The organism is Micromonospora inositola (genome assembly GCF_900090285.1).
In the GTDB taxonomy this organism is placed as follows: Bacteria; Actinomycetota; Actinomycetes; order Mycobacteriales; family Micromonosporaceae; genus Micromonospora; species Micromonospora inositola.
Window position 1 is genome coordinate 5,941,454 of record NZ_LT607754.1, and the last position, 21,729, is coordinate 5,963,182.

20 protein-coding genes and 1 riboswitch are annotated in these 21,729 nt (G+C 73.9%); of the genes, 2 read left to right on the forward strand and 18 right to left on the reverse strand.

All coding sequences use genetic code 11. The features are described 5' to 3' along the window. Positions 1-51: 51 nt before the first annotated feature. From pnuC to rpe, 5 genes are all read right to left on the reverse strand, one after another. Positions 52-747, reverse strand: coding sequence for a nicotinamide riboside transporter PnuC (pnuC, locus tag GA0070613_RS28370; RefSeq protein WP_089015068.1), 696 nt, complete (start codon positions 745-747; stop codon positions 52-54). After that, positions 747-1,358, reverse strand: coding sequence for a riboflavin synthase (locus GA0070613_RS28375; RefSeq protein ID WP_089015069.1), 612 nt, complete (start codon positions 1,356-1,358; stop codon positions 747-749). The genes pnuC and GA0070613_RS28375 overlap by 1 nt, the downstream gene beginning before the upstream one ends. Before the next feature lies 1 nt (position 1,359). Next, positions 1,360-2,421, reverse strand: coding sequence for a bifunctional diaminohydroxyphosphoribosylaminopyrimidine deaminase/5-amino-6-(5-phosphoribosylamino)uracil reductase RibD (gene ribD / locus GA0070613_RS28380; RefSeq protein WP_089015070.1), 1,062 nt, complete (start codon positions 2,419-2,421; stop codon positions 1,360-1,362). 170 nt (positions 2,422-2,591) lie between these two features. Further along, positions 2,592-2,763: riboswitch (FMN riboswitch) on the reverse strand. Between the two features lie 81 nt (positions 2,764-2,844). Further along, complete coding sequence (locus GA0070613_RS28385) at positions 2,845-3,801, reverse strand: GGDEF domain-containing response regulator (protein WP_089015071.1); 957 nt, start codon at positions 3,799-3,801, stop codon at positions 2,845-2,847. Position 3,802: 1 nt separating this feature from the next. After that, entirely contained in the window at positions 3,803-4,483 is a 681-nt protein-coding gene (gene rpe, locus GA0070613_RS28390; protein WP_089015072.1) for a ribulose-phosphate 3-epimerase, read from the reverse strand. 258 nt (positions 4,484-4,741) lie between these two features. Between rpe and GA0070613_RS28395 the strand changes: the two genes are divergently transcribed. Next, positions 4,742-5,629: a septum formation family protein gene (locus tag GA0070613_RS28395; RefSeq protein WP_089015073.1), complete on the forward strand. Its 888-nt coding sequence runs from the start codon at positions 4,742-4,744 to the stop codon at positions 5,627-5,629. An 11-nt stretch (positions 5,630-5,640) separates the two neighbouring features. On the opposite strand, the gene GA0070613_RS28400 is transcribed toward GA0070613_RS28395, so the two are convergent. Beyond that, positions 5,641-7,059 carry an RNA-guided endonuclease InsQ/TnpB family protein gene (locus tag GA0070613_RS28400; protein WP_089015074.1) on the reverse strand — a complete coding sequence of 473 codons (1,419 nt, stop codon included), beginning with the start codon at positions 7,057-7,059 and terminating at the stop codon, positions 5,641-5,643. 164 nt (positions 7,060-7,223) lie between these two features. Between GA0070613_RS28400 and GA0070613_RS28405 the strand changes: the two genes are divergently transcribed. Continuing rightward, positions 7,224-8,114 (forward strand): septum formation family protein, encoded by an 891-nt coding sequence (locus GA0070613_RS28405; RefSeq protein ID WP_089015075.1) that lies wholly within the window; start codon positions 7,224-7,226, stop codon positions 8,112-8,114. Between the two features lie 39 nt (positions 8,115-8,153). Here GA0070613_RS28405 and GA0070613_RS28410 read toward each other — a convergent pair whose 3' ends face one another. The 12 genes from GA0070613_RS28410 to mihF form a co-directional block, all read right to left on the reverse strand. Then, positions 8,154-9,902 carry a M28 family peptidase gene (locus GA0070613_RS28410; protein WP_089015076.1) on the reverse strand — a complete coding sequence of 583 codons (1,749 nt, stop codon included), beginning with the start codon at positions 9,900-9,902 and terminating at the stop codon, positions 8,154-8,156. Between the two features lie 172 nt (positions 9,903-10,074). Further along, positions 10,075-11,721, reverse strand: a complete 1,647-nt coding sequence (locus tag GA0070613_RS28415) for an RsmB/NOP family class I SAM-dependent RNA methyltransferase (RefSeq protein ID WP_231929538.1) — start codon at positions 11,719-11,721, stop codon at positions 10,075-10,077. Then, positions 11,718-12,644 (reverse strand): methionyl-tRNA formyltransferase, encoded by a 927-nt coding sequence (gene fmt / locus GA0070613_RS28420; RefSeq protein ID WP_089015077.1) that lies wholly within the window; start codon positions 12,642-12,644, stop codon positions 11,718-11,720. Before fmt ends, GA0070613_RS28415 begins: the two co-directional genes overlap by 4 nt. A 4-nt stretch (positions 12,645-12,648) precedes the next feature. Next, complete coding sequence (gene def / locus GA0070613_RS28425; protein WP_089015078.1) at positions 12,649-13,206, reverse strand: peptide deformylase; 558 nt, start codon at positions 13,204-13,206, stop codon at positions 12,649-12,651. 45 nt (positions 13,207-13,251) lie between these two features. Next, a complete protein-coding gene (locus GA0070613_RS28430) occupies positions 13,252-14,499 on the reverse strand; it encodes a cytochrome P450 (RefSeq protein ID WP_408631021.1) in 1,248 nt (415 codons plus the stop codon). 188 nt (positions 14,500-14,687) lie between these two features. After that, entirely contained in the window at positions 14,688-15,671 is a 984-nt protein-coding gene (locus GA0070613_RS28435; RefSeq protein ID WP_089015080.1) for an AAA family ATPase, read from the reverse strand. A gap of 260 nt (positions 15,672-15,931) precedes the next feature. Continuing rightward, the gene (locus GA0070613_RS28440) at positions 15,932-17,920 is read right to left on the reverse strand and encodes a primosomal protein N' (RefSeq protein ID WP_157746650.1); all 1,989 of its coding nucleotides are present in this window, start codon (positions 17,918-17,920) and stop codon (positions 15,932-15,934) included. Beyond that, on the reverse strand, positions 17,917-19,107 hold the full coding sequence (metK, locus tag GA0070613_RS28445; protein WP_231929540.1) for a methionine adenosyltransferase: 1,191 nt from the start codon (positions 19,105-19,107) through the stop codon (positions 17,917-17,919). Before metK ends, GA0070613_RS28440 begins: the two co-directional genes overlap by 4 nt. A gap of 99 nt (positions 19,108-19,206) precedes the next feature. Further along, positions 19,207-20,415, reverse strand: a complete 1,209-nt coding sequence (coaBC, locus tag GA0070613_RS28450) for a bifunctional phosphopantothenoylcysteine decarboxylase/phosphopantothenate--cysteine ligase CoaBC (protein WP_089015083.1) — start codon at positions 20,413-20,415, stop codon at positions 19,207-19,209. 14 nt (positions 20,416-20,429) lie between these two features. Continuing rightward, a complete protein-coding gene (gene rpoZ / locus GA0070613_RS28455; protein WP_007075826.1) occupies positions 20,430-20,693 on the reverse strand; it encodes a DNA-directed RNA polymerase subunit omega in 264 nt (87 codons plus the stop codon). A 45-nt stretch (positions 20,694-20,738) separates the two neighbouring features. After that, the gene (locus tag GA0070613_RS28460; RefSeq protein ID WP_089015084.1) at positions 20,739-21,272 is read right to left on the reverse strand and encodes a nucleoside/nucleotide kinase family protein; all 534 of its coding nucleotides are present in this window, start codon (positions 21,270-21,272) and stop codon (positions 20,739-20,741) included. 25 nt (positions 21,273-21,297) lie between these two features. Continuing rightward, positions 21,298-21,615, reverse strand: a complete 318-nt coding sequence (gene mihF, locus GA0070613_RS28465) for an integration host factor, actinobacterial type (RefSeq protein WP_089015085.1) — start codon at positions 21,613-21,615, stop codon at positions 21,298-21,300. Positions 21,616-21,729: the final 114 nt, after the last annotated feature.

Sequence of the window (21,729 nt, forward strand, 5' to 3'; positions counted from 1 at the left end):
CGTCATGAGGCACCAAGGGACTGGACCTGATGATTCGCTCGCTGCGCTCGCTCATGCCACTGCCTCCGAATAGGTGGGCGGGATCGAGGTGGGCGCCGGCGGGGTGTCCCGCGAGGCGCGCCACCAGGCGGCCATGCCCCAGACGCAGAACGCGCCGTAGACCAGGTACATGGCGGCGGACGGGTAGAAGCCTCCGCGCAGCAGCAGCGGCACGCCGACCGCGTCGACGGCGATCCAGATCAGCCAGAACTCGACCCAGCCGCGCGCCATGCCGTACGTGGCGAGCAGGCTGCCGACCAGGATCCAGGCGTCCGGCAGCGGACCCCACGAGCCGAGCGCGGCCAGCACCGGGTACCCGCCCGCGGTGCCGACCGCCGCCGCGGCGAGCAGGCCGAGGCGTTCCCGGCCGGTGGCCCAGCGGGGCGTCACCGCGGGCTGCTCCCCCGTGCCGGAGTGGCGGTTGCGCGTCCAGCGCCACCAGCCGTAGACGCTGACCGCGAAGAAGAAGACCTGCCGGCCGGCCTGGCCGTAGAGATCGTGCGCCTGCGGGGTGGCGAAGACACCGCCGAGGAAGACGGTGAAGAGCAGCGCGTTGCCGATCATGCCGACCGGCCAGGCCCAGACCAGCCGGCGCAGCCCGAGCAGCGCCGAGGCCAGCCCGAAGACGTTGCCGACGATCTCCCGGACCAGCACCCCCGAGCCGGCGACGTGCACCTGGGCGTCGAGCAGCCAACCCAGCGGGCCCATCAGCGCCCACCCCCCGGCAGCCGGTCGCCGAGCAGCCGCTCGACGTACTTCGCCAGCACGTCCACCTCGAGGTTGACCGGGTCGCCGACGCCCTTGGCGCCGAGCGTGGTCAGCTTGAGGGTGGTCGGGATCAGCCCGACGGCGAACCAGTCGTCGCCGACCTCGGCGACGGTCAGCGAGACGCCGTCGATGGTGATCGAGCCCTTCTCCACCACGTACCGGGACAGCGCGGCGGGGAGCCGGAAGCGGACCGTCTCCCACTGCGCGGCCGGCTCGCGGGAGATCAGCTCGCCGACCCCGTCGACGTGGCCCTGGACCAGGTGACCGCCGAGCCGGCTGCCGAGCGCGGCCGCCCGCTCCAGGTTGACCGGGTCGCCCGCACGGAGCGCGCCGAGCGCGGAGCGGCGCAGGGTCTCTCCCATCACGTCGGCGGTGAAGACGCCGGCGTCGACGTCGACCACGGTCAGACAGACCCCGTTGACCGCGATGGAGTCGCCGTGGCGGGCGTCCGAGGTGACCAGCGGGCCGCGGATGGCGACCAGCGCGGAGTCACCCCCGGTCTCCGTGGTCCGGACGACCTCGCCCAGCTCCTCGACGATGCCGGTGAACATGTCAGGCCTCCCTCTTCCGGGGCAGCGCGGTGATCCGCAGGTCGGGACCGACCTGCGTAACGTCGGTGAGTTCCAGATCGATGGCGTCGGCGATGCTGCCCACACCCGCGTCGAGCAGCGCGGTGGGGCCGGCGCCCAGCAGCTTCGGCGCGACGTACCCGACCACCTTGTCGACCAGCCTGGCGGCCAGGAACGCGCCGGCCAGCCGGGGGCCGCCCTCCAGCAGGGCCGCCCGCACGCCGCGGTGGTGCAGCTCGGCCAGGAGCGCCGGCAGGTCGACCCGGCCGTCCAGGCCCGCCCCGACCTCCGCGGCGGTGGCGATCCAGGTCCGCGCGGCGCCGTCGCGCACGCGGGCCGCTCCGGGCGTACGCCCCGAACTGTCCACCACCACGCGCAGCGGCTGCCGGATCGCGAGGGTGCCGTCGCGCAGGTTGCGGGCGGTGAGCCGGGGGTCGTCGGCGAGCACGGTGCCGACCCCGGCGATCACCGCGTCCACGGTGCCGCGCAGCGCGTGCACGTCCATCCGGGCCGCCTCGGAGGTGATCCACATGCTGGTGCCGACGGCTGCGGCGGAGCGCCCGTCGAGCGTGGCGGCGTACTTCCAGATGACGTACGGCCAGCCGCGGCGCATCGAGGTCAGCCAGGCGACATTTCCGGCCTCGGCCTCCTGCGCGCGTACCCCGGAATCGACCTGGACTCCGGCGGCGCGCAGGGTGGCGGCGCCGCCGGAGGCGACCGGGTTGGGGTCTCCGACGGCCACCACCACCCGGGCCACGCCGGCCCGGATCAGCGCGTGACTGCAGGGGCCGGTGCGGCCGGTGTGGTCGCAGGGTTCCAGGGTGACCACGGCGGTGCCGCCGCGGGCCCGTCGGCCGGCCTGGGCGAGCGCGACGATCTCGGCGTGCGGACCTCCGGCGTACGCGTGGAAGCCCTCGCCGACGACCTCGCCGTCCGGGTCGAGGAGCACGCAGCCGACGACCGGGTTGGGGCTGGTGGTGCCGAGCCCACGGGCGGCCAGCGCGATCGCGCGACGCATCGCCTCGTCGATGGAGACGCTCGCCATCGCCTGTCCCTGCCCTCTCACTCGCCGGTCGCGCGCGGGCGAGGGCGGGAGGTGTCGGCACGGCGTGCCGCAGGCAGGCGGCGGCGGAGATCCGGGGACGGCACGGCCGACCCCGGGGAGCCCACGCGGCGCTGAGGGTGCCAGCGGCCGGCAGGGGGCCTCCCCGTCCCGCGCGCTGTCTCCCATCCGGACTGTCGGGGGGCGGACGGACCGCTCCCCACCGTCGGCCCCGGATTCTCACCAGGTCCACCGTCCGGCCGAAGCCGTCCGGGTCGCGGGCTTACCACGGTCGGACCGTGGATCACCGCCGGTTCGGAATTTCACCGAGCCCCGCCAGCGCGTGGTGGGTATACCGGAAGTCTTACACGCCGGACCACCCCCGTCGCCACCGAGGCGAGGTAGCTCACAGATGTCCGGTTACGGTCAGGTGACCCCGCGCCGCCGGTCGACCGCCACGTACGACCCGGGCTGGCTCTTCGCCACCGTCTTCATCTCCGAGGCCACCGCGATCGCCTCCAGCGGGTCGGTGAAGCGTTTGCCGGAGTCGGAGAGGGAGACGCCGATGGAGAGGGTGACCAGCGCGGCCCGCCGGATGTTGCCCCGCCGGTCCTTCAGCTCGACGAAGCCGCGCTCCCGGTCGGTGGGGTCGTAGAGGGCGTCCGCGGCCTTCTCGAAGTCGACCACCGCCCGGCTGGTCAGCGGCCGGACCTGACCCGGCGTGCAGACGATGACGAAGTCGTCGCCGCCGACGTGGCCGAGGAAGGCCGGTGGCAGCCCGATCGAGACCACCGCCCGGTGCAGGCTGCGGGCCAGGGCGGAGATGAACTCGTCGCCGCGGACGAAGCCGTACCGGTCGTTGACGCTCTTGAACCGGTCGATGTCGATGTACCCGACGGCGTAGTCGACGCCGTTGCGGACCCGGTCGCTGATCTCCCGCCGGATCCGGCTGTTGCCGGGCAGCCCGGTCAGCGGCGAGACCTCCCGGAACTCCTTGTTGCGGCGCAGGGTGGAGCTGACCCGGGCCACCAGCTCGGCGGTGTCAAAGGGCTTGACCAGGTAGTCGTCGGCGCCGGCGCTGAGGCCGTGCACCTTGTCCACGGTCATCCCCTTGGCGGTCAGCATGATCACCGGCAGGGCGGCGGTCATCGGGTCGGCGCGCAGCCGGCGGGTCAGCTCCAGACCGTCGATGCGCGGCATCATCAGGTCGACCACGGCCAGGTCCGGCCGTTGCCGCTCGATCACCTCGAGCGCCTCCTGGCCGTCGCCGGCGTGGACCACCTCGAAGCCGTGCAGCCGCAGGTTGAACTCGACGAAGCGTGCGATGTCCTCGTCGTCGTCGACGACCAGGATGACGTCGGGTCGCTCGCCGGCCGGGTCCACCTCAGGCCCCGCCGGCCGCGCGTTCCGCCAGGGCCCGCAGCCGGCGTACCGCCTCGGCCGGATCGTCGGCGCCGTAGACGGCGGTGCCGGCGACGAAGGCGTCCGCGCCGGCGGCCGCCGCCTGCTCGATGGTGTCGGCGCCGATCCCGCCGTCGACCTCGATGCGCAGCTCGAGATGGCCGCTGTCGACGTGCCGGCGGGCGGCCCGCACCTTGTCGAGGAGCTGCGGGATGAACCGCTGGCCGCCGAACCCGGCCTTGATCGTCATGATCAGCAGGGTGTCGAAGCTTGGCAGCAGGTCGAGGTACGGCTCGATCGGGGTGTCCCGGTCGATCGCCAGCCCCGCCTTCGCTCCGGCCGAACGCAGGTCCTTCGCCAGGGCCACCGGGTCGTCACACGCCTCGGCGTGGAAGGTGACGTTGTACGCCCCGGCGTCGGCGTACCCGGGCGCCCAGCGGCGCGGGTCGGTGATCATGAGGTGCACGTCGAAGGGGAGCTCGGTCGCGGCGCGCAGGCTCTGCACCACCGGCAGCCCGATGGTCAGGTTCGGCACGAAGTGGTTGTCCATGACGTCCACGTGCAACCAGTCGGCGGCATGCTCCACGGCGCGGACCTCGTCGGCGAGGCGGGCGAAATCGGCGGCCAGGATGCTCGGCGCGACGATCAGCGGCGGTACGGTCACCGGGCCAGTGTACGAAGGCGGTCACCCGCCGCTCACAGCACGGCACCCACCCGGACCCGCCGTGACCCAGCCGTGACCGGTGGTGCAGAATCGGCCCTCCCGGACCAGAAATCCCGGACGAAAAGCCAGCCGCCACTGGCCGATCGACGGAAACACCGCAACACTCCACCGGGGACGGTCACATATGCTGCACGCCCGGTGGCGGGAACGCCGCACGGGCCGCGGCGACCGGCTGCCATCTCCCGGAAGGGGCGGACGATGCGACGGTGGGTCGTGGCGCTGGCGCTGGCCGGCACGGCGACGGCGGTCCTGGGCGGCTGCGTCCAGCCGCACCGGGCCGACGGCGACCTGATCGACGACTGGCCCGCCCTGCCGGCGCCCCGGTTGTTCATGCCCGCCACGGACGCCTGCCTGCCCCGGATCACCGCAGTGGTGCAGGCCGGCACCTACGAGACGGTGGCCTGCGGGCGCAGCCACCTGGCCGAGGCCGTGCACGTCGGCACCTTCACCGGGCCGGCCGCGGCCGGCGCCCGTCCCGAACCGGGCTCCCCCGCGCTGCGTACCGCCCGGGCCGAATGCGACCAGCGGGCCCGGGAGGTGATCGGCGGGGACTGGCACTCCGCCCGGCTCACCATGAACATCGCGCTGCCCTCGGTGACCGCCTGGGTCGCCGGCGCCCGCTGGTACCGGTGCGACCTGGCCGAGACCGACAGCATCGACAACACCCGGCCGGTCAACCGGGTGGGCAGCCTGCGCGGCGCGATGGTCGGCGACAACCAGCTGGTCCACCGCTGCTTCGACCCCAAGCTGATCGGCAACAACCTCAACTACATGGCGCCGGTGCTCTGCACCGAGCCGCACCGGGCCGAGTTCGTCGGCGTCCACCTGGAACGCGACATGAGCTGGGCGGAGTTCACCCGGTCGAGCCAGCAGGTGCACCGGCGCTGCATGGCGCTCATCGCGGTGTTCGCCAACGTGCCGAACAACAGCGACCTGCCGTACCGGGCCGGCTCGATCTTCTACCCGCCGTCGCAGCGGGAGTGGGAGGAGGGCGACCGGGGGGTGCGCTGTTTCCTGTGGAGCGACGACCGGAAGCTGACCCGCTCGATGCGCGGCGTCGGCCCGCAGGGACTGCCCGTCATCTAGTGCGGTGTCCACTAACGTTTACCGGGTTTTCGGTGGGTGTCATGGATCCTCGCTTTGGGGGCGAGCGACTCCCCACTGGGTGGTGGGGCGGGCCTCCGCGGGCCAACTGATCCTCGCGCCGCCCGGGGTGGGCGGCGGGGGTCACGTCGGGACCGGCCGGCACCGGGCAGGTGCCGGCCGGCTCGACGGTGCGTGACCACCTCCGGCAGCACAACCGCTGCCGGGGTGGTGGATCCGCCGCCCGGAACACGGGTGGCGATGCTGGCAGCCGCAACGAGGTCGCGGTGCCCGGAGAACGCGCAGTGCGGGCAGGACAACGTCCGCCCACGAGGTTTCGGCACCCGCCGGTGGCAGGCGGGACAGGTGGAGGACGTGCCCCGCTCATCGACCAGCCGAACACTGATGCCGGCCAGGGTGGCCTTGTCGGTGAGGACCTGCAGAAGCCGGCCGATCTGCCACTGCCGCAACCGCAGGTTGTGCCGCCGCCCCGCCGGCAGGTCCAACACCCCGCGGGGGTCGCCGACGTGCAGCACACCGACCCGCTGCCGCACCGCCCACGAGACGACCGCGCGGGCGGCCTCATGCTGGGCCTGACGCACCCGCCGCCGGTGCCGGCCTTCCACCAGGCGGGCCCGACGGCGGTACTGCCGCCACCGCCGGGATCCCTTCTGGCCCGGCTTCGGCGCCCGACGCGCCACAGCACGACGGCGGGATTTGGTGTCGGCCAGGTGCATGCGGTGCTCGGCGCGGATCGCCCGCCCCGACACCAACAGCCCCTCCCCGCCGGGGCCGGCCACGGCGTAGGGGTGGATGATCCCCAGGTCCACCCCCGCCAGCCTGCCGGGGTCCGGTTCCTCGCCGGGCGGGTAGACCGCCACCGGCACCTCAGCGGTCACGTCGAGGAACAGCCGGTCGCCCTCACACCGCAGGGTGACCGACCGGACCTGCTCGGCCGGGTACGGCACCTCCCGCGCCAAACGGATCCACAACGGCGACGTGCCTCTGGCGGTGGGGATCCGGACCCGGTGCCCGTCGAGGGTGAACGTGCCGTGATACCAGCGCACCGGCAGCAGCGCACGCCGGCGACGCGGGAACCGGGCCGACAGGTCACCGGCGCTGCGGCGTTTCGCCGCCGCGAACCACGCATCGGAGAACCGGCGCAACACCGACCGGGCACCCGTGGTGTCCAGTTCGGCGAACGTGCCCGGCCCCGACGCCGCCAACTCCCGACACAACTCCTGATAACCGGACAGGGGTACGTCCCGGCGGCGGCGCCGCCACGCGTTCACCTCCAACACGCACGCCCACACATCACCGGCGGAGCGCAGCAGCCCGAAACACCGCCGCCGCTGGCCTGGCGTGAGCCGCAACCCGACGCGTGCGGTGCGATGCACGACCCGCTGTGCGGCGGGATCCCGACGACGAGGCACGAACCGAAGCCAACACCACCCCTACGACACTTTCACCCAACCGAACCATCCCGGCCAACGTTTGTGGACACGGCACTAGCCCGGGTGCCGTATGCTGCTGCGCCGTGGCGTACCGGCGGTGCCAGCCGGTCGGCGCGACGATCGGACGACGGGGAGGTCGGCGGATGCGGCGGTGGTGGACGGCGGTCGTCGTGACCGGGGCGGCGGCGCTGGCGCTCGCCGGTTGCGGCGCGCCCGCCGGGGTGGACCGGAACCTGACCGACGACTGGCAGGCCCTCGCGCCGGCGAAGGCCTTCCTGCCGGAGAACGGGGCCTGCCACCCCACGGTCCAGGACGTCGGCTACCTCAGCGGCTACAACCCGGTCGAGTGCACCGCCACGCACCGGGCGGAGACCCTGCACGTCGGCACGCTGACCGGGCCGGACGCCGAGCGGGGCGCTCCACCGAAGGCCGGCTCGACCGGCGTGCGGACGGCCCGCGCCGAGTGCGACAGGCAGGTCAGCAAGGCGGTCGGCGCCGACTGGCGGTCCGGGCGGCTGCTGGTCTCCGTCATCTTCCCGTCGGCGCTGGCCTGGACGGGCGGCGCCCGCTGGTTCCGCTGCGACGTCGCCGAGGTGGCCGGCCTCGACGACAGCAGCATCACCCCGCGCGGCGCCTCGTTGCGCAACGCGCTGGCCCCGGGCTCCCCGCTCGCCTACGGCTGCTTCAACCCGAAGCTCGTCAAGGACGACATCGACCAGATGCGGCCGGTCGCCTGCACCGCCAAGCACCACGCCGAGTTCGTCGGCGTCTGGCAGGCGCCGGACCTCAGCTACGCCGAGTTCCGGCGCACCTCGCTGCGGGCGCACAAGGCGTGCCGGGGGCTGATCGCCAGGTACGTCAAGGTGCCGAACAACAGCGACATGCAGTACCGCGCCGGCACGGTCATCTACCACCCCTTCGAGCAGGAGTGGCAGGACGGCAACCACGGCGTGCAGTGCTTCCTCTGGGTCGACGACCGCACGTTGACCCGGTCGCTGAAGGGCGCCGGGACCAAGGGCCTGCCGATCCAGTGAGCGCGGCGGGCGCCGGCCCGCCCCGCTCCCTGGTCCCGCCTAGCCGGCCCGCAGCGTCACATCGTCGACGACGAAGCTGGTCTGCAACGACGAGTCCTCGACGCCGGTGAACTTCAGCGTCACGGTCTGGCCGGCGTACCCGGCCAGGTTGAACGTGCGCTGCACGTAGCCGGTGGCGGCGTTCAGGTTCGAGTACATCGCCAGCGTGGTGGTGCCGACCTGGACGGTCAGCCTGTCGTACGCCGTCGAGGCGGTGGTCTCGGCGGTGTCGATGTGCAGCCAGAAGGCCAGGGTGTAGCCGGCGCAGCCGGCCGGCAGGGTCACCGACTGGGACAGCGTGTCGGTGTGGGTGCTGCCGTACCCGTCCAGCCAGGCCTTGTAGGAGCCGGTCCGGGCCGCCTGGCTGGTCGAGCTGGTGATCACGCCCGAGCTGGCGGTCCACGGCGTGGTGCCCGACTCGAAGCTGCTGTTGCCGATCAGCTGACCGCCGGCGCAGCCGCCGGTGCCGGTCACGGTGAGGCTGTACGTCGCGCTGTGGCTGACCGAGCCGGTGCCGGTGACCGTGATGGTGAAGGTGCCGGTGGTGGCGGTCGACGAGGCGCTGACCGTCATCGTGGCGGAGCCGCCGGAGGTCACCGACGACGGGCTGAACGACACCGTGGCCCCGCTCGGCGCGCCGGCGGCCGACAGGCTGACCGTCTGCGCGCTGCCGCTGGTCGTGGCGGTGCTGACGGTCGCGGTGGTGACGGCGCCCCGGGCCACGCTGCCCGAGGTGGGACTCACCACGACGGAGAAGTCGTTGGTCGGGGTGCCGCTGCCGACCGCGAGCTGCCAGATCGCGAACGCGACGCCGTCGGCGCTGCGGTTGAGGACGGTCGCGTTGATGTTGCTGGTGGTGTCGCAGGAGCGGTGGTAGCAGCCGTCGTACGCCGCGCCCGCGGTGCCGCCCCACTTGCTGGCCTGGGCGGAGGTCTTGGTGGCGCTGGCCCCGGCGGCGTAGCCGGAGGTGGGGATGCCGGCGTTGGAGAACGAGTAGTCGTCGGAGCGGCCCTGCCCCTCGACGTTCTCCTCCGGCTGGAGGCCGAACGAGTCCCAGTAGGCCTTCAGCGGGGCCGCCGTGGTGGAGATGACCCGGTTGATGAAGTAGCCGCCGTTGGGTGAGCCGACCATGTCGAAGTTGTAGTAGCCCTTGAGGTAGCCCTTCTGGGTGGCGCTGAGCGAGTTGACGTAGAACCTCGAGCCCTGCAGGCCCTGCTCCTCGCCGTTCCACCAGGCGAACCGGACCCGCTTGGTCATGGTCTGGTTCTGCTGGGCCAGCACCAGCGCGTTCTCCAGCAGGGTGGCCGAGCCGGAGCCGTTGTCGTTGATGCCCGGGCCGGCGGAGACGCTGTCCAGGTGGGCGCCGAACATGACCACCTGGTCGGCCGGGCCCTGCGGCCACTCGGCGATCAGGTTGTCGCCCGGGTAGGTGCAGGTGGTGCAGGTCTGCTCGGTGACGGTGTAGCCGGCGGCCTGGAGCTTGCCCTTCACGTAGCTGACCGAGGCGGTGTAGCCGGCGGAGCCGGCCCGGCGGGTGCCGCCGTTGTTGGTGGCGATCGTGTTGAGCTGGGTGAGGTGGGCCTGGACGTTGGTCACCGAGATGTCCGGCGCGGCGGCGGCCAGGGCGGGGGCGGCCGCGGTCACGGGCGCGGCGGCGGGCGCCGCGCTGGCCGTCGTGGCGGCCGACGTCGCCGCCATGCCGGCGCAGAGGGCGAGCGCGAGGCCCGCGATCGGGGTACGACGTCTCATCGAGACTCCTCGTAGGGGCTCGGCGGGGAGCGAGTCGGGGTGATGTGATCGGAACAGTTACATGTATCGATTGAATAGTCAACGCGGAGTCACACCGGAACGCGCCGACCCGGGGCGCGAGTCGCGCCCCGGGTCGGGTGGTGTCACGCCGGATCGGCGTCGCGGGTGGAGTTCAGCCCCGGCGCAGCACCGCCAGGAACATCGCGTCGGTGCCGTGCCGGTGCGGCCAGAGTTGCACCGTCGGCCCGTCGCCCAGCCCCGGCATGCCGGCCGGCAGCAGCGGCCGGGCGTCGACGAAGTCGACCGGCAGGCCGCACCGGCGGGCGGCCTCGGTCACCGTCACGTGCGTCTCCACCGTGTGCGGTGAGCAGGTGACGTAGGCGACCAGACCGCCCGGGCGCACCGCGCGCAGCGCCGCGGTGAGCAGTTCCCGCTGCAACCGGGTCAGCGGCGGCAGGTCCGAGGGCTGGCGGCGCCAGCGGGACTCCGGTCGCCGACGCAACGAGCCCAGACCGGTGCAGGGGGCGTCGACCAGCACCCGGTCGAAGTGCCCCTCGGGCAGCTTCGGGTCCGCGCCGACCGTCCGCCCGTCGGTGGCGAGCACGCTAACCGGCAGACCCCGGGTCGCCTGCTCGACCAGCCGGGCCCGGTGCTCGGCCACCTCCACCGCGGTGACCTGGGCGCCCCGCTGCGCGGCGAGGGCGCCGAGCAGGCCGGCCTTGCCGCCCGGACCGGCGCAGAGGTCGAGCCAGCGGCCGTCCGGGCCGTCGAGCGGCGCGACCGCCAGGGCGTTCGCCACCAACTGGGAGCCCTCGTCCTGGACGTGCGCCCGGCCCTCGGCCACCGCCCGCAGCTCGCCCGGGGCGCCGCCGGACAGGTAGACGGCGTACGGCGAGAAGGCGCCCGGGGCGCCGCCCACCTCGTCGGCCAGCTCCACCGGGTCGGCCAGGCCCGGGCGGGCGCACAGGTGCACCGGTGGTCGTTCGTTGTCCTCGATCAGCAGCCGTTCCGTCTCGCCGAGGTCGCCGCCGAGCGCCTCGGCGAAGGCTCGGACGATCCACTGCGGGTGGCTGTAGGCCAGCGCGAGGTGCCCGACCGGGTCGGTCTCCGTCGCCGGGGCGAGCTTCGCCACCCAGGCGTCGACGTCCCGACCGGCGATCTCGCGGAGCACCGCGTTGGCGAAGCCGGTGGCGCCCGGACCAACCGACCGCACCAGGTCGACGGTCGAGGAGACCGCCGCGTGCGCCGGCACCCGGGTGTGCAGCAGCTGGTACGCCCCGAGCCGCAGCGCGTCGCGTACCGGCGGGTCGATCCGCTGCACGTCCCGCCCGGCGGCGTCGGTGATGATCGCGTCGAGGGTGCCGGTCTGGCGCAGCGTGCCGTAGGTCAGTTCGGTGGCGAACGCGGCGTCCCGACCGACCAGCCCCTCCTCCCGCAGCATCGCCGGCAGCACCAGGTTGGCGTACGCGTCGTCCCGGTGCACCGCCGCGATCGCCTGGTACGCGACCTGGCGCGGCAGGTCGACGGCGGGCCGGACCGGCCGCCCGCCGGCGCCCCGCCGGTCCGCGCCGAACTGGCCGCCGCGCGGACGGTCCCCGCCCTGGCCCGGTCGCGCACCGCGCGGGTACCGGTCGCCGCGCTCGGCCCCGAAGGACCGGCCCCGGTCGCCGGAGCGGTCCGCGCGGCCGCCCTCGTCGGAGCGCGGGCCTTCGGCACGGCCGGACCCGCCACGCTCGCCGCCCGACGGTCGTCCCGTCGACGGGCCGCGGCGGCCCTCCTCGGAGAAGCGCTCACCCCGGGACTCGGACGGCCCGGTCACGCGAACACCTCCCCGGCGGCTACCCGGACGCCGCGCGCCCAGTCGCTCGCCGACATGGCCTTCTTGCCGGCCGCCCGCACCTCGCCGAGCTGGACCGGGACGGTGGCCGAGCCGGCCAGCACCCGGGCCTTCTCCACCAGCAGCTCACCGGGCTTCAGCTCGGGGCCGTTCGCCACCGGGGCGACCGGGCCGAGCTTGATCCGCTCCCCGCGGAAGGTCGTCCACGGGCCGGGGGCCGGGGTGCAGGCGCGGATCCGCCGGTCGACGGCGAAGGCCGGATCGTTCCAGCGCACCCGGGCGTCCTCGACGGTCAGTTTCGGGGCGAGGGACACCCCGTCGGCCGGCTGCGGCTCGGCCCGCGCGGTGCCGGCCTCGATCGCGTCGAGGACCGCCACCAGCAGGCCGGCGCCGGAGTGGGCGAGTCGTTCCAGCAGGTCGCCGGAGGTGTCGGCGGGGCGGATCTCGTCGGTGAGCGTGCCGTACACCGGGCCGGTGTCCAACCCCTGCTCGAGCTGGAAGACGCTGGCCCCGGTCAGCTCGTCGCCGTGCAGCACGGCGTGCTGCACCGGCGCCGCGCCCCGCCAGGCGGGCAGCAGCGAGAAGTGCAGGTTGATCCAGCCGTGCCGGGGGATCTCCAACGCGACCGGCGGCACCAGCGCACCGTACGCGACCACCGGCACGCAGTCCGGGGCCAGCTCGCGGAGCCGGTCCAGGAACTCGGGCTCGCGGGGCCGGGCCGGGGTGAGCACCTCGACGCCGTGCGCGTCGGCCCAGGCGCCGACGGGCGAGCGGACCAGCCCCCGCCCGCGACCGGCCGGCGCGTCGGGACGGGTGACCACGGCCAGCAGCTCGTGGCCGGACGCGGCGATGGCGGCCAGGGCGGGGACGGCGACGGCCGGGGTGCCGGCGAAGATCAGACGCACCGGCTCACCTGCCCAGACCGAACGGATTGCTCAGGTGCGGGCTGAGCTTGACCACCGGCGGGGCGGCCTGGTCGTACCACTCGGCCTGGCGGATCGCCTTCATGGCCTCCTTGCGCCCGTCGGGATCCAGCCGGTCGACGAAGAGCACCCCGTCGAGGTGGTCGGTCTCGTGCTGCACGCAGCGGGCCATCAGGCCGCTGCCCACGATCTGCATCGGGTCACCGAAGGCGCTGAACCCCTTGGCGATCACGTTCTGCCGGCGCTTGGTGTCGAAGTAGAGCCCGGGGATGGACAGGCAGCCCTCCGGGCCGTCCTGTTCCTCCTCGTCGGGGAACTCCAGCACCGGGTTGACCAGATGGCCGAGCACGTCGTCGACGTCGAAGGTGAACACCCGCAGGCCCACCCCGAGCTGCGGCGCGGCCAGTCCGGCGCCGCTCTGCTCGCGCATTGTGTCGGTCAGGTCGGCGACGAGCTTGCGCAGCTCGGCGTCGAAGTCGACCACCGGATCGGCCGGCGTGCGCAGCACCGGATCCCCGAACAGACGGATGGGCTGAACGGTCACGCGGGGTGGCTCCTTCGACGGCGGGACGAACTCTGCCGTACCAGTCTACGGAGTGGCCGGAGCCGCCCCGGCCGGCGTACCGCGATCGGTGCGCGGCCCGGTGGCGGCGTCACCCACGGTCACCGGCAGGGTGGCGTAGCCGCGCAGGGTCAGCCGGACCCGCCGCTCGGGCTCGCCGGCCAGGGCGAGGCCGGACAGCCGGCGCAGCAGCAGCGGGAAGGCGACCTGCGCCTCCAGCCGAGCCAGTCCCGCGCCGAGGCAGTAGTGCGGCCCGGCGCCGAAGGAGAGCGGGTGGATCTGCGGGCGCCACGGGTCGAACCGCGCCGGCTCCGGGTACCGCCGGGGGTCCCGGTTCGCGGCACCGAGCATCAGCATCAGCCAGCTGCCGGCGGGCAGGTCGAGGCCCCCGTAGCTCGCCGGGGCGGTGCTCATCCGGGTGGTGAGCTGGACCGGCGAGTCGTACCGCAGCAGCTCGTCGACGTACCCGGGGGCGAACTCCGGGTGCCCGCCCAGCGTCGCCGCGGCACGGGGGTGCCCGAGCAGCACCACGAGGCCGTTGCCGAGCAGGTTGGTGGTCGTCTCGAAGCCGGCCACCAGCAGGATCACGAGGTTGGACAGCAGCTCGTCCCCGGACAGTCGCTCGCCGTCGGAGTCGTGCACCTGCACCAGCGCGGTGGTCAGGTCGTCGGCGGGCGCCCGGCGACGGGCCGCCACCAGCTCGGTGAAGTAGCCGCGCAGCTCGGCGGCGCCCCGGTCGGCGTCCGCCAGCTCCGCCGGGGTGATCTCCGGCTCCAGCACCCCGGTCAGGTCCGCCGCCCAGCGCCGGAACTGCGGCCGGTCCGCCGCCGGCACGCCGAGCAGCGCGCAGATCACCCCGACCGGCAGCGGGTACGCGAAGTCGGCCATGAAGTCGACCGGCTCCCCGTCCCGGCCCCGCTCCAGCATGGCGTCGACCAGTTCGGCGGCCTGGGCGACCACCACGTCCCGCATCGCGGCGATCCGGCGCGGGGTGAAGGCTCCCGCGGCGAGCCGCCGCATCCGGCTGTGGTCCGGCGGGTTGGTGCGCAGCATCGAGCGGGAGATCGACGCCACGGCCGGGCTCTCCCGCCAGCCGGGCAGGAACTGGTCGCGCAGCTCGTCGTCCATCACCCCGAACCGCGGGTCGCGGAGGATCTCGTCGACCTCGGCGTAGCCGGTGACCGCGTAGAAGACCGGCCCGGCCTGGACGACCGGACCGTGCGCCCGCAACCGCTCATAGGTGGGATAGGGGTTCACCCGCCCCTGCGGGGACATCAGCAGCGCCAGGGCGTCGGCAGGATCCACGGTCAGCCTCCCGGGGGATCGGCGACCTTCATCATGCGCCCGTTCCCCCGATTCCGGCGATCCCCCGGCGACCAGGGACGGCCGGAGCAGCTCAACCTCGATGCATCAGCCGGGGCTCGCCGACGGCCCGACGCCCGGTGTCCGCCTGATCCGGCCGGTCAGGCGCCGGAGCCCGGCTCCCCGGCCAGCACCGCGTCGCCACCGAGCAGGGCGTGCTCCGGCAGCGGGAGCTGGATGCCGTGGGCGGCCTCCCAGTCGTGGATCATGCTGGGGCGGACCTGGGCGGTGAAGTAGTCGACCGCGCTCATCCCGCCGACCACCGGCTCTTCCACCTCGGCGACCAGCCGGGCCGGGACGAGGGGGAAGCCGCTCTGGATGGCGGCGCTGAGCCGACGATGCCCGTCGACGACGAAGAAGTACTCGCCGGTGTAGCCGATCCGCAGCGGTTCGAGGGCCTCGTCGCCGGCCCCGGCCACCTCGCCGAGGAACTCGGAGTCCCAGAGCCCGCGCAGGGTGGCGATGTCCTCGGTCGGGTAGACCCGGGCCGGGTCGAGCAGCAGCAGCGGGGGCGCTTCGGCCAGCACGTCCGCGCCGAGCCGGCCCTCGTACGCGTCGATGATGTGCGCGATCACCTGCTCCGGGTTGGCCCGGGTGGTGTCGCAGATCAGGTCGTAGTTGCGCAGCCGGGCCTTGTCGACGCCGTACCGGACGATGAAGCGGTTGCGCTCGCTCTCGCTGCGCTCCCGGAGCTTGGCCCTCGCCTCCTCCAGGCAGGTGTAGCTCTCGGCCGGGCCGGACGGGCGGGCCAGCACCCGGCGGGCCGCCTCGGTCGGCTCGGTGATCATGTGCACCTTGAGCGCGTCGGTGAAGAAGTGCCAGGCCAGCCGGGAGTCCATCACCAGCGACTCGCCGGAGGCGGCTATGTCCCGCTGGAGCTGGTCGACGTAGCCGTCAACCGCCTGGTCCAGCTCCGCGTGCAGATTGAGCTGGAGCGCGGTCATCTGCCGATCCTGCGCCATCTGCCGATAGAGGTCGCCGACGCTGACCCGGCGCAGCCCCAGCCGCTTGGCGACCTCGACGGAGACGGTGCTCTTGCCGCTGCCGAGGTCACCGTTGAAGACGATCGATTGACGAACGGTCACGACTGGTCCACCCCTGCTCACCGGCTGATTGACATCATCGATTTGGCGTCGGATCGACGCGCTCCCGCCTTCGTCGCGCCATCCGTGCGCCCGGGCATGACGGGCGATGCTATCACTTGCCCCCCAGCGCCCCACCGTACGCGGTGTGCGACGGCGGGGCGCCGGAGCGCGCCGGATGGCCCAGGTCGTGCCCGGGATCACGCGCGAACACGGTGGTCGCGCCATCCCGGGAGCGGCGGGGATCGCGGCGGGCCGAGGGATCAGAAGAGGCTCAGCGGGTCGACCTGGAGCCGGACCGGGTCGGCGGCCTTGCGGGCGGTGCGCTGCCCGGCGGCCGTGTGCAGCGCCTCCGCCAGGGCGGCCGCCCGGGCCCGGGGCACCCGCACCAGCATCCGCTCACGGCCCTCGTCGGCGGGAACCGGACCGAGCACCTCGGCGTCGTCGGGCAGCCGGGCCCCGGCGAGCAGGTCGGCCACCGCCTCGGCCGGGCCGGTGACGCTGGCCATCTTCACCGCCGGCGGAAAGCCCAGCTCCCGCCGCTCGGCCAGCTCCCGGGCGGCGAACCAGGCCGCGTCCCAGCGCAACAGCGCCTGCACCGGCGCGAGCGCGCCGTCGGCGACCACCACCACCCGGCCCCCGGCCGAGGCCGGGCGGGCCAGGGCCGCGGCGGTCAGCCAGCGCCGCAGCGCCTCCTCGCCGGCCCGCAGGTCGGCCCGGGTGAGCAGCGCCCACGAGTCGAGCAGCAGCACCGCCCCGTAGCCAGCCTCGGCGACCGGCTCAGCCCCGGGGGTGGCGATCACCAGGCCGGCCCCGGCGGGCACGGTGGTCAGCACCTCCTCCCGGCCCGAGGTGCGGACCGGCACGCCGGGGAAGGCCCGGCCCAGCTCCTCGGCGGTGCGCCGGGCGCCGGTCACGGAGGCGCGCAGCCGCCGCCCGCCGCACTCCGGGCAGGCGTACGCGGCGGCGACCCGGCCGCACCAGCGACAGGCGGGCGTTCCGGCGGCGGAGGGCAGCGCGAGCGGGCCGGCGCAGTGCGGGCAGCGGGCCGGGGTCCGGCAGTCGGCGCAGGCGACCGAGGGCAGGTAGCCGCGGCGGGGCACCTGCACCAGCACCGGGGCGTCGGCGCGCAGGGTGTCCCGGGCGGTGGTCCAGGCCAGGCTGGGCAGCCGGGCGGTCGCCGCGCCGGGGTCGCGGGCCAGTTGCGGGTCGTCGCCGGTCGGCACGATCGCCGGGGTACGCGCCCGCACGGTCGCCCGGTCGGCGACCACCTCCCGGGCCCAGCTGGTCTCCACCAGCAGCTGCGCCTCGGCGGTCCGGGCGTACCCGCCGACCAGGGCCGCCGCGCCGCCGAGCTGGGCCCTGGTGAGCAGCACCTCCCGGGCGTGCGGGTACGGCGCCCGGGGCTCGGCGTGCAGGTCGTCGCCGTCGTCCCAGATCGCCACCAGGCCCAGCCGGCCCACCGGGGCGAACATCGCCGCTCGGGTGCCGATCACCACGGGCGCCTCACCCCTTCGGGCGGCGAGGAAGGCGCGGTAGCGCCGGGCCGGTCCGAGCGCGGCGGAGAGACAGACGTGCCGGTCGGGCCCGAGCGTGCCGGTCAGCGCGACATCGAGCCGGTCCAGGTCCCGGGCGTCGGCCACCACGACCAGCGCGCCCCGACCGCCGGCCACCGTCGCGGCGACGGCGTCGGCGTACCGGGCGGCCCAGTCCTCCCCGGGCAGGGCCGACCAGACCGCGCGGGGCGCCCGCCCGCCGGTGAGCGCGCGCAGGAACGCGGGCCCGGCCGGGTAGTCCCGCCACCCGCGCGGGTCGACCGGGACCGCGTCGGCTCCGGTCGGGGCGGTGTCGGCGGGCGGCGCGGTGCCGCCGAGTTCCTTCTCGACGCGGGCGTGCCGGGGCGGCACGGCGAGCCGTAGCACGTCGGCGAGGCTGCCGGCGTACCGGTCGGCGACCGCCCGGGCCAGCTGGGCGATCTCCGGCGCGAGCACCGGCACCGGCGAGACGACCTTCTCCAGGTACGCCAGCCGGGGGTGGTCGGACCGCTCGACCCGCTCCAGCAGCCAGCCGTCGACCAGCTGGCCGGCGAAGCGCACCTTGACCCGGACGCCGGGGAGCGCCTCGGCGTCCAGTTCGGCCGGGACCAGGTAGTCGAAGGGGCGATCCAGGTGGGCCAGGGGCACGTCCACGCAGACACGAGCGACCGGCGACCCCGGTGCGGGTCGCCGGTCGCTGCGCCTGGTGCCGGTCAGGCTCCCGCGGCCGACTTGAGGTCGGCGGCCCGGTCGGTGCTCTCCCAGGTCAGGTCCGGCAGCTCGCGGCCGAAGTGGCCGTACGCGGCGGTCTGCTGGTAGATCGGGCGGAGCAGGTTGAGGTCCCGGATGATCGCGGCCGGGCGCAGGTCGAAGACCTCGGCGACGGCCTTCTCGATCGAGGCGACCGGCACGGTCTCGGTGCCGAAGGTCTCGATGAAGAGGCTGACCGGGTGGGCCTTGCCGATCGCGTACGCGACCTGCGCCTCGCAGCGCTCGGCCAGGCCGGCGGCGACCACGTTCTTGGCCACCCAGCGCATCGCGTACGCGGCGGAGCGGTCCACCTTGGACGGGTCCTTGCCGGAGAAGGCGCCGCCACCGTGCCGGGCGTACCCGCCGTAGGTGTCGACGATGATCTTCCGGCCGGTGAGGCCGGCGTCGCCCATCGGGCCGCCGATCTCGAACCGCCCGGTCGGGTTCACCAGCAGCCGGTAGCCCTCGGTGTCCAGCCCGAGGCTCTCCAGCTCCGGAGCGATGACGTGCTCGCGCACGTCGGGGGTGAGCAGCGACTCCAGCGAGATGTCGGCGGCGTGCTGGCTGGAGACCACCACCGTGTCCAGCCGGACGGGGCGCAGCCCGTCGTACTCGATGGTCACCTGGGTCTTGCCGTCCGGCCGCAGGTACGGGATGGTGCTGTCCTTGCGGACCGCGGCGAGCCGGCGGGCCAGCCGGTGCGCGAGCGCGATCGGCAGCGGCATCAGCTCGGGCGTCTCCGAGCAGGCGAACCCGAACATCATGCCCTGGTCGCCGGCGCCCTGCGCGTCCAGCGCGCTCTCCGACGAGCCGGTACGCAGCTCGAAGGCGTTGTCGACGCCCTGCGCGATGTCCGCGGACTGGGCGCCGATGGAGACGCTGACGCCGCAGGAGGCACCGTCGAAGCCCTTCTTCGACGAGTCGTAGCCGATCTCCAGGATGGTGTCCCGAACGATGGTGGGGATGTCGGCGTACGCCTTCGTGGTGACCTCGCCCGCCACGTGCACCTGGCCCGTGGTGATCATGGTCTCGACCGCGACCCGGCTGTGCGGGTCCTGGGTGAGCAGGGCGTCCAGAATGCCGTCACTGATCTGGTCGGCGATCTTGTCCGGGTGGCCTTCCGTGACCGATTCGGACGTGAAGAGACGTGTCACGGCACTCCTAAGCATGTGAAAACTCTTGAACGGTCGCTCCGCGGCAGTTTAGTCACCGTGCCTCGAGGGTGACTCAGGCAATGCGGTTGTGACCAGTGTTCAGGACTTGTCGGCCAGCCGGGACACCACCAGATCCCAGACGTCGTCGGCCAGGTCCTCCTTGGACCGCTCGGGCAGCCGGGCGACCGAGCCGTCCGCACCGATGACGGTCGCCGCGTTGGTCTCGGCGCCGAAGACCTTGTCCGGGCCGACCTCGTTGATGACGATGAGGTCCGCCCGCTTGCGGGCCAGCTTGGCCCGGCCGTTGGCCTCGGCGTCGCCGGTCTCGGCGGCGAACACCACCAGCACCTGTTCCGGTCGACGGCGTCGGCCCAGCTCGGCGGCGATGTCCGGGTTTGTGACCAGCTCGATCGTCGGCGCGCTGCCGTCGTCCGTCTTCTTGATTTTGCCAGGCGCGTAGGTCGCGGGGCGGAAATCGGCGGGAGCGGCGGCCATCACCACGGCGTGCGCGCCGGCCGCGGCCTCCAGGGTCGCCTTGCGCAGCTCCTCGGTGGTGCCCACCCGGACCAGGTCGACACCGGCCGGGTCGGCGAGCGAGACGTTGGCCGACACCAGGGTGACCCGGGCTCCGCGGGCCACCGCCGCGCGGGCGAAGGCGTACCCCTGCTTGCCGGAGGAGCGGTTACCGAGGAACCGGACCGGGTCGAGCGGCTCGCGGGTGCCGCCGGCGGTGACCACCACGTGCCGGCCGGCCAGGTCGGCCGGGGCGGTGACCCCCCGGGCGAGGGCGCGGCGGGCGACGGCGAAGATCTCCGCCGGGTCGGGCAGCCGGCCCTTGCCGGTGTCGGCGCCGGTGAGCCGGCCGACGGCGGGCTCGATCACCCGGACGCCCCGGGACCGCAGGGTCGCGACGTTGGCGACGGTGGCGGGGTGCTCCCACATCTCGGTGTGCATCGCCGGGGCGAGCACCACCGGGCAGCGGGCGGTCAGCAGGGTGTTGGTGAGCAGGTCGTCGGCGAGCCCGTGGGCGGCCTTGGCGAGCAGGTCGGCCGTGGCCGGCGCGACCACCACCAGGTCGGCGTGCTGGCCGAGCCGGACGTGCGGCACCTCGTGCACGTCGGACCAGACGTCGTCGGCGACCGGCCGGCCGGAGAGCGCGGCCCAGGTCGGCGCCCCGATGAAGCGGAGCGCCGACGCGGTCGGCACGACCCGGACGCGATGACCCGACTCGGTGAAGAGCCGGAGCAGCTCACACGCCTTGTAGGCGGCGATGCCACCGCCGACCCCGAGGACGATCTCGGCGGACATCGACGCGGGCGGGCTTACGGCTGGTCGGTCGGCTCGGCGGTGAGCAGGCCCGCGTTGATCTCGCGCATGGCGATCGAGAGCGGCTTCTCCTGCGGGGTGGTCTCCACGAGCGGGCCGACGTACTCCAGCAGGCCCTCACCGAGCTGGCTGTAGTAGGCGTTGACCTGACGCGCGCGCTTTGCGGCGAAGATCACCAGCGCGTACTTCGAGGTCGTCTTCTCGAGGAGCTCGTCGATCGGCGGGTTGGTGATGCCTTCGGGGTTGGCGATGGATCCCACGAATTAACCTCTGCGTCTTAAGCACCGCCCGGAAGCGGTGGTCTCTCAACCGCTCGGGCGCGGTTGGGCCGGAGCCAGGAAAGAAGAACCGAGCAAGCCTACCAGCTCGTCGGCCGCGCGCTCGGCACGGTCGTGCGTCACGGCGTGGGGGAAGGCCGCCGCCACGGCCGGGTCCGGCCGGTACCCGGGCGGGACGAGGAGCACCAGCTGGGCGTCGGGCGCGACGGCCCGGACGGCGAGGGCGCCGGGCAGGTCCAGCGGGAGCAGCACCGGCCGGCCGGCGGCCAGCCGGGAGCGGATCCCCGCGCGCGGGACGCCGCGCCGGTACGGCCCGATCCGGCTCCACTCCAGCAGCTCGTCCCCGGCGATCATCCGCTCGAACTCGGCCGGGGCGAGGAAGAGGCGGTCCACCCCGTCCACCTCGCCCGCGCCGGGCGGCCGGGTGGTGGCCGCCACGGGGACCCAGGCGGACGGGAGACGCGCCCGGACCAGCTCGACGACACTCTCCGTGCCGGCCCCGGAGGGTCCGGCCAGGACAGTGAGCCGAGCCGCCGGGCGCGCCTCGTCATCCGTGCTCACCGCTTGTTTCTACACGTTGCGGCATTCAGTTGGCGGCGAACTCTCCAAGCAGAGCCTTGCGCTGCTGCTCGCCCAGGCCACGCAGTCGGCGGCTGTCAGCGATCTTGAGCTTCTCCATGATCTGGGTGGCCCGGATCTTGCCGATGCCCGGCATCGCCTGCAGCACGGCCGAGACCTTGAGCTTGCCGACGACGTCGTCGGACTCGGCCTGCTCAAGCACGTTGGCGAGGCTGGTCTTGCCCTGCTTGAGGTCCTCCTTCAGCTTCGCACGGGCCTTGCGGATCTCCGCGGCCTTCTCCAGCGCGGCAGCGCGCTGCTCGGGGGTCAGTGACGGGAGCGGCACCAGTTCTCCTCAGGTCCCTATCGCGGCGGGCGGGGCGCACCGCCGCATCTGTGAAACGTGGTGTCGCTGGCAACCAAAGGGGTCCTTGGTTCCCAGCGCGGGGAAAACTAGCGG